We start from the raw sequence: 13,479 nt of genomic DNA, 5'->3' as shown, positions 1-13,479 counted from the left end.
AACCCAAAAAATAGGACCGAAACGGTACCAAATATCCAATCGGCAGGATTCCGGTCACGTGCTATAAGCCAAGGCACTGATTCACTTGAGTCTCTTGGAACGGCGGCAGCTTCTTCGGCTGCTTGCCATGGGGATGGCCGCAGCGTGCCCAATATCGACATTCTGGTCCTGGCGGTGGTTCAGGGCATTACCGAGTTTCTGCCCGTCTCCTCTTCCGGCCACCTCATCCTGGTGCCGAAGCTGTTCTGCTGGCCGGATCAGGGCCTGACCCTGGATGTCGCGGCCCATATCGGGACCCTGGTCGCGGTTCTCGTCTATTTCTGGCGTGACGTGGCCAATATGGGCGGCGGCCTCGTCAAGCTGGCCCGCGGCAAGCGCGATAACCGCGCCCGCATGGTCTGGCTGCTGCTGGTGGCCTCGGTCCCGGCACTGGCGGTCGGCTTCGTGCTCGACCGCTGGGCGGGCGATGCCCTGCGCGACGAGCGCATCATCGCGGCAACGCTCATCGGCTTCGGCATCCTTCTTTATCTTGCCGACCGTCTGGGCCTCACCGTGCGCCGCATCGAACACATGACGGCCGGCTCGGCCTTGGCCATCGGCTTCTTCCAGTGCCTCGCTTTTATTCCCGGCACCAGCCGCTCCGGCATCACCATGACCATGGCGCGGCTCCTAGGATATGAGCGCAAGGAGGCGGCGCGCTTCTCCTTCCTGCTTTCGATCCCGACCATCGCCGCGGCCGGTCTCTACAAAGGCTATCAGCTGGTCAGCTCCGGCAATTTTGCCGAAATGGAGCGGGCCGCGATGATGGCGGGCTTCTCCGCCGTCACCGGCTTCCTTGCCATCGCCTTCATGATGTACTGGCTGCGCCGCGCCAGCTTCGCGCCTTTCGTTGCCTATCGCATCATCCTGGGGCTCGTGCTGCTGTGGTCGATCTATGGCGGCTGGCAGAGCGCATGTCCCTGAGGGAGGCGCCCCTCTCGAATGCGTGGCGCGGCGACGCGTGGCGCAGCAATGTGCGGCGCAGTAATGCGTGGCGCAGCATGGGGCCGCTGGTCTTTGCCAATTTCCTGGTCGTTCTGGCGCTGCTGACACAATGGCTCAAAGCCATCATCACGGGCGATCTCGGTTTCCGCGACCATGTCATCGGCCTCGATTTCGTCAACACCTGGCTCGGCGCAAGACTGACCCTGGCCGGCGATGTCGGTGCGTTGTTCGACTTCGGCGCGTATAACAAGCTGCTGCAGGGATTCTTCGGGGCCGATTTGCCCGGCCATATTTGGTCCTATCCACCGCATCTGCTGCCCCTCATCGCGCCTTTGGGAGCGGTTCCCTATGTTGCCGGCTACGCGCTCTGGTGCGCGCTCACGCTGCTGCTCTTCCTCTGGGGCGCGCGGTCGCTGGGTTTTAGGGGCGTTGATCTCCTGCTCCTCGCCACCTCGCCGGCGATCGCCATGAACATCGTTGTCGGCCAGACCGGGGCGCTGGCCGCAGGCTGCTTGATGCTGGCGCTGGGTTATGCCGCGCGCCGCCCCTTCCTGGCCGGCATCGCCGCCGCACTCCTCACGGTGAAGCCGCAATACGGCATGCTGCTGCCGATCGCCTGGCTGCTGCAACGGCGCTTCAGGGCGATCGGTTTTGCCATCCTGGCGACCTTGCTGCTGATAGCGATCAGCATCGCCACCGTCGGCTGGCCGGCCTGGGAAGGCTTCATCAACGTCACCACGCCGGCGATGCGCGAGGTGATGCTGTCGGGCGAATTGCCGGCCGCGAGGTTGATGCGGCCCAATTGGGCCAGCTCTCTTCAGCTGCTTGACGTGCCGACGCAGGCGGCATTTCTCATCCAGTCGATCATCTCGGTCGTCATCGCCGCCCTTTGGCTGCGTCTCGCCTGGCGCAATCGCGGCGCGAATGCCGTCGCCTCACGGCCGGAACTTGCCTTGCTGCTGCTGGGCAGCGTGCTCGTCACGCCTTACATCCACAATTACGACCTGGTGCTGACGGCGCCGGTGGTGCTGTGGGCGTGGCGCGACCCGGCGCTCCTCAACCTCGATAACCACTGGCGACGCCTGCTGCTGATCCTCGCCTGGCTGCTGCCCTGGCTGATGATCCCGCTGCACCAGGTGCAGATCATCGTGGCCCCGGTGCTGCTGACTTTGCTGGTGCTGTTGCTGTTCCGCACCGCAAATCGTTTTGAACCGAAAGCGCCCTAGGCGCGACGGAATATCCGGCAGCCGATTCCGGCCGGCCGTCCCCTGTGCCAGGGCGGCTGCCTCGGGTGTCGCCGCCGGTTCCCCAAGAGCCGGCAGCGATGCCCGATTTCTATTGCGCCGCTTTCGCCCGGCTGCGGATGAGATTCAGGAAATTGTCGTAGAGCTGCCTGGCTGACCGGTTGAATTCCGGCATCAACCCCGCTGCCTCATCGCGCAGGCGCGGCAGGGCGCCGCTGCCCAAGGTTTCGTCTAGTGAGCAGGCATAGGCCGGCACGTCGCCCCATTCCGGCACCGTGCGGCTGGTGAGTTCGACGTGATATTGCAGGCCATAGGCGTGACGCCCCACGCGCATCGCCTGGTTCGGGCAGAGTGGCGAGGCGGCGAGGATGACCGCGCCCGGCGGTGCCAGCTGCACTTCGGCACCGTGCCATTGTAGCGCCTTCTGGCTTTGCGCCATGCCGGCGAAAATCGGATCGGCGCGGCCCTCCGCCGTGAGCTCGACATCCAGAATGCCGACCTCGGCCGACTTCATCTTACCGACCTTGCCGCCCAAGGCAGCGCCGAGCAATTGATGGCCCAGACACAGGCCCATATAGGGCATGCCGCGTTCCAGGACGGCTTCGCGAATGGCGGCTTTTTCGGCCATCAGCCAGGGATGCAGGTCTTCCTCCCACACATCCATCGGTCCGCCCATGACCCAGAGCGCGTCATAGCGCTCAAGCGACGGGATGGCCTCGCCTTCGTCGAGCTCGACGGCGTCATAGGTGATGCCGTCGGCCTTCAGGAAGTCGCGGAAGATGCCGGGATGTTCGCAGGCGATGTGCTGAAAAACCAGAAATCGCATGTGGGCCTCCCTCCGGTTCAGGCCCGGTTGTAATAGCCGAGCGGGCGGTATTGATCGAGATAGCTGGGCAGGATGGCTTCGAGCGCCGTGGGGGTGAGGCCCAAATCCTTGAAGCCCAGCGCATTCGCACCCACGACGTTGTCGCGCTTGAGCAGCCGCACCTGGTCGACGGTCAGCAATTTGATGGGCAGCAATTGCAGGAAGGAGGCCTTCAGCGTGGCCAGCGCAAACGGCAGCGGCACCAGCAGGCGACAGCGACCGATCTCCTTGAGCAGCATGTCCATGAGGGCGCGGAAGGTGTAGCTGCGCGGGCCGCCCAATTCGTAGGTCTTGCCCATCGTGCCGTCATCCTCCAGCGCGCGCGCAACGGCGTCGGCGACATCGGCAACATAGACCGGCTGGAACCTGGTGTGGCCGCCGCCGATCAAGGGCAGGGCCGGCGACATCATCGCCATGCGGGCAAAACGGTTGAAGAAATCATCCTCCGGCCCGAACACGATCGAGGGGCGCAGGATCGTGGCGTTGGCGAAGGCGAGCTTCACCGCCTGCTCGCCCTCGGCCTTCGACCGCGCATAGGCAGAATCGGAAGCCGGGTCGGCCCCAATCGCCGAGATCTGGATGAAGCGCTTGGCGCCGGCAGCCTTGGCGACGGCAGCGATGCGCGCCGCCCCCTTGGCCTGGACGGCGTCGAAGCTCTGTTTGCCGGAAGCATAGAGGATGCCGACCAGATTGATCACGGCATCGGCCCCGGCAACGGCCGCGGCCACCGAACGGTCGTCGCGGATATTGGCGGCAACCGGTGTCACCTGGCCCACATCGCCGCTGGTCTTGAGGAACAGGGCTTCGTTGGGGCGCCGCACCGCCACCCGCACCTGCCAGCCGGCGCGCGCCAGGCGCTGCACGACATAACGGCCAATGAAGCCCGAGCCGCCGAATACGGTCACCAAGCCGCGCGCCATCTGATCATCCCCATTTACTGCCGAGCCATACGCCAAACGGATCCGGGTCCAGCCACCGCCCGTTCGGCAATATCCCTAAAATAGGGACAGAGACGGCAATTTGGCAATGAAATCGAGGATATCCAGCCCCTTTGAGTCTATTGCAAAAAACTCCACGCAAAGGGTCAGATCGGGGTTGACTTTCGACCGCCCCTGACGAGAATGCGCGGGCTTTCGGCCCCCTGCCCAGGTGGCGGAATTGGTAGACGCGCAGGTTTCAGGTACCTGTGGGGCAACCCGTGGAAGTTCGAGTCTTCTCCTGGGCACCAAACTCCAGCTTCATGTTGGGGGCTCATCCTCCCTTATCGGAGCACAGGCCCCGCGCAGCATCGGCTTGAGTCGCCGAAGCTTCGGCATGAAGTTGCGTTCGCATTCAGCAGCGCTGGCGGGAGGCGACATGAGCATTCATCTGCACCAGGGCGATCTACCGGAAGGCCTCGATTTCGGTGCCTCCGTGGCCATCGACACCGAAACCATGGGTCTCAATCCCCATCGCGACCGGCTGTGCCTGGTGCAATTGTCCTCCGGCAACGGCATCTGCCACCTTGTCCAGATCCCCCTCTGCCGTCCCGACAAGCCCCATCGCGCCCCGCGCCTGCAGGCGCTGATGGAGGATCCGGCGGTCCTCAAGCTGTTCCATTTCGCCCGCTTCGACCTCGGCGTGCTGTGGCATTATCTCGGCATCGACTGCAAGCCGGTCTATTGCACCAAGATCGCCGCCAAGATGACCAGGACCTTCACCGACCGCCATGGGCTCAAGGATCTGTGCAAGGAATTGCTCGGCGTCGAGATCTCCAAGCAGCAGCAAAGCTCGGATTGGGGCGCCCCGCAATTGACCGAGGAGCAGCTGAAATACGCCGCTTCCGACGTCCTCCATCTCCACCGCCTCAAAGAGAAGTTCGACGATTTGCTGGCGCGCGAAGGACGCCTCGATCTGGCGCGCGCCTGTTTCGACTTCCTGCCGACCCGCGCCAAGGTCGACCTGCTGGGCTACGACGACCCCGACATCTTCGCGCATTGAAGCCGTCATAAGCCCTCTAACCCCTTGTCGGAATTGGGGGCTTTTCCTTGACAGGGCCTGGTGCCCACCCTAGTTAGGGCGGCACTTGCGCTCTTGGTGGATTCGCCCCTCATTTGGCGCTAGTTTGATGACCCGACAGAGAAATTCATCAATCCAAACTTCCTGATTCTGACCATTTGAGAATGGCTTGGGTGCCCTAGAATGAGCCAAGCGAGCGCCACGAAAGCCGGGGAAACGACCTCGCCCCGGAATCCCGGCCCAGCGCCGCAGGCGGATCACGCCGCAGCCGGGCTCGGCGCAGCTCTGACCGTGCTCCGTCAGGAAAGCGAAGCACTCCGCGATCTCTTTGCGACCTTCGACTCCGGCGATGGACGCCAGCTGGTCGGCCGCGCCCTCGACATCCTTCATGCCGTCACTGGCCGGGTCATCGTCACCGGCATGGGCAAATCCGGCCATGTGGCGCGCAAGATCGCCGCGACCATGGCCTCGACCGGGACGCCCGCGCAATTCGTTCACCCGGCGGAAGCCAGCCATGGCGACATGGGCATGGTGACCTCGGCCGATGCGGTGCTGGCGCTGTCCAATTCCGGCGAGACGGTGGAACTGGCCGACCTCATCACCTATTCGCGGCGCTGGCGCATTCCGCTCATTGCCATGACCAGCCGCGGCAAGTCGACCCTCGGCAATGCCGCCGACGTGACGCTGGCCTTGCCGCCGACCGGCGAAGCCGGTGCCCTGGGTCTCGCGCCCACCTCCTCGACCACGATGATGCTGGCGCTGGGCGATGCGCTGGCCCTGGGCCTGCTGGAGCGCAAGGGCTTCTCGGCCGAGGATTTCCACCAGCTGCATCCCGGCGGCAAGCTCGGGCAGAAGCTGCTCCGCGTCGGCGACCTCATGCACAGGGCCGCGGCCAGCGAAGTGCCGCTCATCGCTGCTTCCGCGCCGATGGGCCAGGCGCTCATCGAAATGACCAGCAAGACCTTCGGCTGTGTCGGTGCCGTCGATGCCGAGGGCGACCTGGTCGGCATCATCACCGATGGCGATTTGCGCCGGCACATGGGCGATGCGCTGCTGAAACAGGATGTGGCAGCCGTCATGACGGCGCGGCCCCTCACCATCACCGCACAGGCGCTCGCTGCCGAAGCGGTGCTGATCATGAACGAACGCTCCATCACGACGCTGTTCGTGGTCGACGGCACGAAGCCGGTGGGCATCATCCGGCTGCACGATTGCCTGCGCGCCGGCGTGGCTTGAGGTAGACGCCATGGCAATGCGCGACTTCATCGACAAACTGAGAGCGCCGAAGAGCCTGGTCGGTCCAGCGGTCTCTGATCCCCGCGCCATCTTCAATCGCCGCCGCAGCCGCCTCGCCTGGCTCAAATACGGGCTGCCCCTGGTGGCGATCGGCATCATCGGTTTGCTGACCTACCTCAATTACAAGCATCAGAGCGACACGGTGGTGAGCATCCCCGTGGTTGAGGACATGCCCAAGCTCGATGCCGGCATGAAGGTGAGCGGGATCGCTTTTGAAGGCAAAAGCAAATCTGATCGCCCCTTCTCGGTGACGGCGATCAGCGCCACCGAGACGAAGGACAACAAGGACATCATCGACCTCGAAGAGCCGCAGGCCGAAATCGAACTTTCAGAGCAGACCTGGATCGCCGTCACGGCCGAACATGGCCGCTATGACCGCAAGCTCGACAAGGTCGACCTTGACGGCGCAGTCACCGTCTATCACGACAATGGACTGACCTTTTCGACCGAACGGGCAGCGATGGATCTCAAGACCAATACCGCCTCCGGTTCAGTGCCCGTGACAGGCCGCGACGAACGGCGCGAATTGTCGGCGGAAGGCTTCGAGATGATCGATGACGGTGCCACCGTGCTGTTCAAGGGCCGGTCGAATCTCAAGATACTGCCCAAAGAGAAGGGAAGCGGCGAATGAGGGGGCTTGCCATGACCGAAGCGCGTCGCGCGCGGTGCAAGAAAGCTTGGCTGCTGGGTGCTGCGATGCTGCTGCCGCTGGCTTTTGCCGCACCGGCCCTGGCACAGGATGAGGCGACGCAGGATGCTGCCGCCGCAGCGCCGGTCACGGCCCCAGCGACGGGCGGCGGCATGGATTTCGGCGATGATACGCAGCCCTTCGAACTGGGTGCCGATCAGGGCATCGAATGGCGCAGCAAGGAAAAGACCTATACCGCCCGCGGCAACGCCGTCGCCAAGCAGGGAAATTCCTCCATCGCCGCCGATACGCTGGTCTTCTATACTAGCGGTGATGAAGGCTCATTCGACCGCATCGTGGCGACCGGCAATGTCAAAGTAACCTCCGGCAGTTCGGTGGGCTATGGCGACAAGGGCGAATACAACGCCACCGAAAAGCTGCTGCTGCTGACCGGTTCCAATCTGAAGATCGTCAGCGACAGCGACACCGTGACGGCGCGCGACCGCATCGAATACTGGACCGGCCGCAACGCCATTACCGCCATCGGCAATGCCACCGTGGTGCGCGACGACACGCGCATCAACGGCAATACGGCGACCCTCTATTTTGCCGACGATGCGGAAGGCAACAGCAAGCTCAGCCAGATCGAGGCCGACGGCAAGGTGAAGGTGCTCAATAACGGCCAGACCATCTATTCGAAGCACTTCGCCTACAATCCGGATACCGATATTGCGCTGATGACCGGCAGTGTCCGCATCATCGACGGCGGCAATGAGTATACGGGCGAGCGTGCCGAGATCGACAACAAGCGCAAGATCAGCCGCATCCTTGGGGGCGGCGCCTCCAACCGCGTGCATACCTTCATCAAACCGAAATCGAGCAATACAGCCCAATGACCGTCGGCGGAGAAAATACGGATCGGGAAGAATCGCCGTCGCCGACAGTGGCCCGTGAACCAGCGTCGTCGCCGGAGGGCGCCGTCAACGGCCATCCTTCCTACATGGTCAACGGCGCGGCGATCGACCCGACGGTGGTCGAGGGGCTCTGCGCCTATCATCTGGGCAAGCGCTACAAAAAGAAGCCGGTGCTGCGCGACGTCTCGATCGGCGTCCAGCGTGGCGAGGCGGTGGGCCTGCTGGGGCCCAACGGCGCCGGCAAGACGACCTGCTTCTATATCATTACCGGCCTCATCAAGGCCGACGCCGGCGCCATCTACCTTGATGGCCAGGAAGTGACCGATCAGCCAATGTTCGAACGGGCGCGCAGCGGCATCGGCTATCTGCCGCAGGAAGCCTCGATCTTCCGCGGCATGTCGGTCGAAGACAATATCATGGCCGTGCTGGAGGTGGTCGACAGCGACGCCGCCTCGCGCGTGAAACGGCTGGACCAGTTGCTGGGTGACTTCTCGATTGCACACCTGCGCAAGGTGCCGGCCATGGCGCTTTCCGGCGGCGAGCGGCGGCGGGTGGAAATCGCTCGGGCGCTGGCGACCCGCCCCAGCTATATCCTGCTCGACGAACCCCTGGCCGGGATCGATCCGATTGCGGTCAACGACATCCGCGACATCATCTCGCACCTCAAGGATCGCGGGATCGGCGTCCTCATTACCGACCACAATGTCCGCGATACGCTGGAAATCGTCGATCGCGCCTATATCCTGCACGAAGGCGAAGTGCTGCGCGAAGGCAGCCCCGCCGACATCGTTTCCGACGAGGATGTCCGCCGCGTTTACCTTGGAGAAAGATTCTCGCTGTAGTACGTTTAAGCTATGGCGATAACGCAGCGCATGGACTTACGCCAGGCCCAGAGCCTGGTGATGACGCCGCAGCTCCAGCAGGCGATCAAGCTGCTTGAGCTTTCCAACCAGGAGCTGGCGGCCTATGTCGAGCAGGAGCTGGAGCAGAATCCCCTGCTCGAGCGCGGCGAAGACGAGCGCGCGGTTCTGGGCGAGGAAGGCGGACGCCTGGCGACCCAGGAAGCCATGACCAGCGAGCCAGTCGATGCGCCGGCCCCCGACCGGGTCATGGACAGCAGCGAATATGTGCAAAGCGAATCCATGGGCGACGACCGCCAGTCGCCGCTCGATACCGATTACGACAATCTCTACAACACCGCCGAGGACCGCGCGGCGGAACGCGGCAGCGGCGAAGGTAGCGGCACCCCAGAGACGGGCTTTGCCGAAAACTGGTCGGGCAGCAGCTCCGGGACCGGACGCAACGATTTCTCCGATTCGGAATTCGGCCTCGAGCAGACGCTGAGCAAGCCGGAGACGCTGCGCGAGCATCTCGAACGCCAGCTCTATCTGGACATTCAGGACCCGACCGACCGCCTCATCGGCCTGCAGTTGATCGACATGCTCGACGAGGCCGGCTATCTGGTGGGCGACCTGCCGTCCTTGGCCGAACGGCTCGGCTGTTCGCTGGCGCAGGTTGAATCCGTTCTTGCCCGGCTGCAGCAATTCGATCCTTGCGGCGTCTTTGCGCGGTCCCTGTCCGAATGTCTCGCATTGCAGTTGAAGGAGCGCAACCGCCTCGATCCGGCGATGCAGGCGCTGCTCGACAATCTCGAACTCCTGGCCAAGCATGACCGTCATCAGTTGATGAAGCTGTGCGGCATCGATGCCGAGGACCTGGCCGACATGGTGGCCGAGATCCGCGCCTTGAACCCAAAGCCAGGCGCCAGTTTCGAACAGGCCGACGTGCAGGCGGTGGTGCCCGACATCATGGTCTGGCGTCGCCAGGACGGTTCCTGGTCGATCGAACTCAACTCCGAACAATTGCCGCGCCTGCTGGTCAACCAGCAATATCACGCGCGCATCCTGCCTAAGGCCCAGAGCAAGGCGGAGAAGGACTATCTCAACGAACGTCTCGCCACGGCGAACTGGCTGGTGAAGACCCTGCATCAGCGCGCCACCACGATCCTCAAGGTGGCGACTGAAATCGTGCGCCAGCAGGAAGCGTTCTTTCTGCACGGCGTGCAGCATCTGAAGCCGCTCATTCGCCGCGACATTGCCGATGCGATCGGCATGCACGAAAGCACGGTGAGCCGCGTCACCACCAATAAATTCATGGCGACACAGCGCGGTGTGTTCGAGCTGCGCTATTTCTTCACCGCCGCCATCCAGGGCGCCGACGGCCGGGCCGCCCATTCGGCCGAAGCCGTGCGGCAGCGCATCAAGGAATTGATTGATGCCGAAGGGGCCAGCGACATTCTGTCGGATGACCGACTGGTCACGATCCTGCAGGGGCAGGGTGTCGATATCGCGCGCCGGACTGTCGCCAAGTATCGGGAATCATTAAGAATTTCATCATCGGTGCAGCGCCGCCGCGAGAAAGCCTTGCGTTCGGCCTGAGAGGGGCCACATCATCTTCGTGAGGGGATCGGCGGTCGTTCCAGATCGCAGCAATTCCTTAACGCCCACCAGAGTATAGGAGGTGTTAACGCCGGAAGGATGAGGCCCTGAAGACCGGTCCTCGACCCCCCGCTCTAGACGTTGACATCGCCAGGAAGGTCGCTATGGTCCCGGCCGCGCCGCCGGTCCTCCATGGAGACCGGCGGCGTGATGCTTCTAGAGGGATTCCCAAGGGTTGTGGATCTCCATTGGTTGGCATTGCGATCCGCTGATTCCGGCAATCGCTGAAATGACCAACTGAAGTATCGATGAGTTCGATGGTCCCGGATACGACCGACCATCGCGCCATGTTTGCAGGAACACGCCCATGAACCTGACCGTCAAAGGTAAGAACATCGATGTCGGCGACGCGCTGAAGACGCGCGCGGCGGACAGCCTCGATCATATCTTCGGGAAGTATTTCTCGAATCCGATCGAAGCCGCGGTCACGATGTCGCGCGAGGCGCATCTCTTTACTGCGCAGATCTCCGTCCACGTCGGACGCGGTATCATGCTGCAGTCGGAAGGCGCCGCCGAAACGGCCAACGCCGCCTACGACACGGCGGCCGAGACGCTGGCCAAGCGCCTGCGACGCTACAAGCGGCGCCTGCGCGATCATCATCGCGCCGAGACGGTGGATCGTCGTTCCCAATATTACGTGCTTGCCCAGGAGCCGGAAGAGGCCGAAGAGCCGGAACATGTGAACGGCTCGGGCGACGCGCATCATCCGGTGGTGGTGGCGGAAATGCAGACCAACATCCCGACTCTCACGGTCGGTGAAGCGGTCATGCGCCTCGACCTCGCCAATCAGCAGGCCATGATGTTCCACAACCGCGCCCATGGCGGGTTGAACATGGTCTATCGACGCAATGACGGCAATATCGGCTGGGTCGATCCCGGTCTCGAAGTTGCCACGCGCCAATAGGCGCGTTTCTTTAGGGCGCCATCGGCCGGGTCAAGGCCGGTGGCGCCGCACGAGGCAAGACAAATGGAAATCGAAGACCTCCTTGCAAGCCCGGCTCATGTTCTGGCGCGGCTGAAAGCCGGCAACAAGAAGCAGGCCCTGCAGGATATGGCGCGGCGCGCGGCCGAACTTTCCGGCCTGCATGAACGCGCCATTTTCGACGTGCTGCTGGAGCGCGAGCGTCTCGGCACCACGGGTGTCGGCAACGGCATCGCCATTCCGCACGGCAAGCTGCCTGACGCCAAGAAGATGTTCGGTCTGTTCGGCCGGCTGGAAACGCCGATCGATTTCGACGCCATCGACGAACAGCCGGTCGATCTCATCTTCCTGCTGCTGGCGCCCGAAGGCGCTGGTGCCGATCATCTGAAGGCCTTGGCCCGAGTCTCCCGCCTCCTGCGCGACCGCACCATCTGCGAAAAGCTGCGCGGCACCACGGAAGCAGACGCGATCTATGCCCTGCTCACCGACGGGGCGCATTCGCACGCGGCGTAACGCCCGCAACGCGACGCAGAAAACAACAACGCCCCGCTCTACGCGGGGCGTTGGCATTTCAGGACAGCGCCGAAAATCGGATCAGTGAATGGTGACGGGCGCCAAACCATTCTCCCAGGCCGCCGCCACGGCCGCCTCGCGGTCGGGCATCACGGCCAGTTGCTGACCATTGGCGGCGAAGATGCCGAAGGCGGTGGCGCCGTCGACTTCCACGTCGCGCACATAGGCAACGTCGTTGAGGCCGAGGGCCAGCAATTGCTGGCGTGTGATGGCGTGCACGTCAGTATGCTCGGTCTTGGCCGCGGTCTTGCCCGTCGTGTTGCCCGTCGTGTTGCTCTTGGCCATGATTATTGCTCCTGTCTTGCGGTGCGTGCGGTGTCGGCGTTCTTGTCGATGGCGACGCGACCTTCACTGTGCTCGGACCCAGCTTTGCGGATCGGCACGGTGCGAATCTGGGTTTCGACCTTGGGCCGGTCGAGGTCGATCGACAGCAGACCGTTGTCCAAGGTGGCGCCTGCCACTTCGATGCCTTCGGCCAGCACGAAGCTGCGCTGGAACTGGCGCGCGGCGATGCCGCGATAGACAAAGACGCGGGCGGGATCGTCCTTCTGCTTGCCGCGCACGGTAAGCTGGTTGTCTTCAAGCTGGATATCGAGATCGTCGAGGCTGAAACCGGCCACGGCGAGCGTGATGCGCAGGCGATGCTCGTTGATCTGCTCGATATTATAGGGTGGATAGCCCTCGGCTCCGGCCTTGGCGACCCGGTCGAGCGTGCGCTCGAATTGGTCAAAGCCCAGCAGCAGCGGGCTGTTGAAGAGTGACAGGCGCGACATGGCTCCTCCTTTCGAGCGAGCGACGCTTTGAATTCCTTCCGGCGCCCGCAGGCGGCGCACCGGCATTCGGTCCCATCCTCTCCAACGTCGAACCCGTGATGACGTTGCAATCCCTTGGGCACCTTGCATAGAGAAATAGTAATCTAGGTTAAGAAATCAAGTCAGGCTGGTGACGCAACCCCTTGCGCTGTTCTCGTTGCACGCTAAAGTATTCAGGGGACAGGGAATTTGGGGGAATTACATGATCGTGAAAGAAACGCGCCGCCAATTGTTGAGCCATCTTGGCGGTCTCGGCATCCTGACGTTTGCAGCACCGCTCCTGGCCGCCTGTGCCGGTCCGGGCGGCGGCGGTGCCGATAGCGGCTTGGGGCGCCTGGAAATCCCCGATCAGCCCGCCAGCGCCGCCACCAAGGATCTGTGGCAGGCGGCACAGGATGGCGACGTCGCGGGGGTAAAGGCGGCCTTGGCCGCCGGCGCCGATATCGAAGGCATCGATTTTTCCGAAAACAAGAATGGCCGGCGGGCGCTCAATTATGCGGCGCTCAATAACAAGCCGGACGTGATCGAAGCACTGCTCGCGGCCGGTGCCAATATCGAATCGCAGAACCGCACCCGCTTCACGCCGCTGCACCATGCGGCCGAAGCCGGCTCCATCGACGCCATCAAAGTGCTGCTGAAGCACGGCGCCAACAAGCGGGCCAAGATGTATCGCGGTGGCATTCCGCAGCAGATTGCCGAATTCAAGGGGCATCGCGACGCAGCGCTACTCCTCGTGCCATAGGCC

At 63.2% G+C, this 13,479-nt stretch carries 15 protein-coding genes and 1 tRNA gene; 12 read left to right on the top strand and 4 right to left on the bottom strand.

Translation table 11 applies throughout. The features are described 5' to 3' along the window. The first annotated feature begins 144 nt into the window (after nt 1–144). Both ACE3OA_RS10710 and ACE3OA_RS10705 read left to right on the top strand, forming a co-directional pair. Complete coding sequence (locus tag ACE3OA_RS10710; protein ID WP_374310741.1) at nt 145–963, top strand: undecaprenyl-diphosphate phosphatase; 819 nt, start codon at nt 145–147, stop codon at nt 961–963. Continuing rightward, nucleotides 954–2,210 (top strand): glycosyltransferase family 87 protein, encoded by a 1,257-nt coding sequence (locus ACE3OA_RS10705; protein ID WP_374310740.1) that lies wholly within the window; start codon nt 954–956, stop codon nt 2,208–2,210. The genes ACE3OA_RS10710 and ACE3OA_RS10705 overlap by 10 nt, the downstream gene beginning before the upstream one ends. Before the next feature lie 109 nt (nt 2,211–2,319). Here ACE3OA_RS10705 and ACE3OA_RS10700 read toward each other — a convergent pair whose 3' ends face one another. Both ACE3OA_RS10700 and ACE3OA_RS10695 read right to left on the bottom strand, forming a co-directional pair. Next, complete coding sequence (locus ACE3OA_RS10700) at nt 2,320–3,054, bottom strand: type 1 glutamine amidotransferase (RefSeq protein ID WP_374310739.1); 735 nt, start codon at nt 3,052–3,054, stop codon at nt 2,320–2,322. 17 nt (nt 3,055–3,071) lie between these two features. Further along, entirely contained in the window at nt 3,072–4,013 is a 942-nt protein-coding gene (locus ACE3OA_RS10695; RefSeq protein ID WP_374310738.1) for a complex I NDUFA9 subunit family protein, read from the bottom strand. Between the two features lie 223 nt (nt 4,014–4,236). On the opposite strand from ACE3OA_RS10695, the gene ACE3OA_RS10690 reads away from it, so the two are divergent. The 9 genes from ACE3OA_RS10690 (at nt 4,237) to ptsN (ending at nt 11,862) form a co-directional block, all read left to right on the top strand. Continuing rightward, nucleotides 4,237–4,321 (top strand) — tRNA-Leu (locus ACE3OA_RS10690). Nucleotides 4,322–4,449: 128 nt separating this feature from the next. Continuing rightward, a complete protein-coding gene (locus tag ACE3OA_RS10685) occupies nt 4,450–5,073 on the top strand; it encodes a ribonuclease D (RefSeq protein WP_374310737.1) in 624 nt (207 codons plus the stop codon). Between the two features lie 201 nt (nt 5,074–5,274). After that, on the top strand, nt 5,275–6,327 hold the full coding sequence (locus ACE3OA_RS10680; RefSeq protein ID WP_374310736.1) for an SIS domain-containing protein: 1,053 nt from the start codon (nt 5,275–5,277) through the stop codon (nt 6,325–6,327). Between the two features lie 10 nt (nt 6,328–6,337). Then, nucleotides 6,338–7,018 carry an LPS export ABC transporter periplasmic protein LptC gene (gene lptC, locus ACE3OA_RS10675; protein WP_374310735.1) on the top strand — a complete coding sequence of 227 codons (681 nt, stop codon included), beginning with the start codon at nt 6,338–6,340 and terminating at the stop codon, nt 7,016–7,018. Nucleotides 7,019–7,029: 11 nt separating this feature from the next. Then, a complete protein-coding gene (locus ACE3OA_RS10670; protein ID WP_374310734.1) occupies nt 7,030–7,911 on the top strand; it encodes an LptA/OstA family protein in 882 nt (293 codons plus the stop codon). Between the two features lie 104 nt (nt 7,912–8,015). Then, complete coding sequence (lptB, locus tag ACE3OA_RS10665; RefSeq protein WP_374310906.1) at nt 8,016–8,771, top strand: LPS export ABC transporter ATP-binding protein; 756 nt, start codon at nt 8,016–8,018, stop codon at nt 8,769–8,771. Nucleotides 8,772–8,783: 12 nt separating this feature from the next. Beyond that, entirely contained in the window at nt 8,784–10,367 is a 1,584-nt protein-coding gene (rpoN, locus tag ACE3OA_RS10660) for an RNA polymerase factor sigma-54 (RefSeq protein WP_374310733.1), read from the top strand. A gap of 367 nt (nt 10,368–10,734) precedes the next feature. After that, nucleotides 10,735–11,331: a ribosome hibernation-promoting factor, HPF/YfiA family gene (gene hpf, locus ACE3OA_RS10655; protein WP_374310732.1), complete on the top strand. Its 597-nt coding sequence runs from the start codon at nt 10,735–10,737 to the stop codon at nt 11,329–11,331. A gap of 63 nt (nt 11,332–11,394) precedes the next feature. After that, on the top strand, nt 11,395–11,862 hold the full coding sequence (gene ptsN, locus ACE3OA_RS10650) for a PTS IIA-like nitrogen regulatory protein PtsN (protein ID WP_374310731.1): 468 nt from the start codon (nt 11,395–11,397) through the stop codon (nt 11,860–11,862). A gap of 81 nt (nt 11,863–11,943) precedes the next feature. Here ptsN and ACE3OA_RS10645 read toward each other — a convergent pair whose 3' ends face one another. Together ACE3OA_RS10645 and ACE3OA_RS10640 are read right to left on the bottom strand one after the other, a co-directional pair. Beyond that, nucleotides 11,944–12,207 carry a DUF1150 family protein gene (locus ACE3OA_RS10645; protein ID WP_374310730.1) on the bottom strand — a complete coding sequence of 88 codons (264 nt, stop codon included), beginning with the start codon at nt 12,205–12,207 and terminating at the stop codon, nt 11,944–11,946. A 2-nt stretch (nt 12,208–12,209) separates the two neighbouring features. After that, nucleotides 12,210–12,695 (bottom strand): Hsp20 family protein, encoded by a 486-nt coding sequence (locus tag ACE3OA_RS10640; RefSeq protein ID WP_374310729.1) that lies wholly within the window; start codon nt 12,693–12,695, stop codon nt 12,210–12,212. Nucleotides 12,696–12,936: 241 nt separating this feature from the next. Between ACE3OA_RS10640 and ACE3OA_RS10635 the strand changes: the two genes are divergently transcribed. Continuing rightward, nucleotides 12,937–13,476, top strand: coding sequence for an ankyrin repeat domain-containing protein (locus tag ACE3OA_RS10635; RefSeq protein WP_374310728.1), 540 nt, complete (start codon nt 12,937–12,939; stop codon nt 13,474–13,476). Nucleotides 13,477–13,479 lie beyond the last annotated feature (3 nt).

The sequence above is a fragment of the Dongia sp. genome, assembly GCF_041906375.1.
Taxonomy (GTDB): Bacteria; Pseudomonadota; Alphaproteobacteria; order Dongiales; family Dongiaceae; genus Dongia.
Note: the sequence above shows the minus strand (reverse complement) of the source record. Positions and strands in the feature narration are given on the sequence as shown.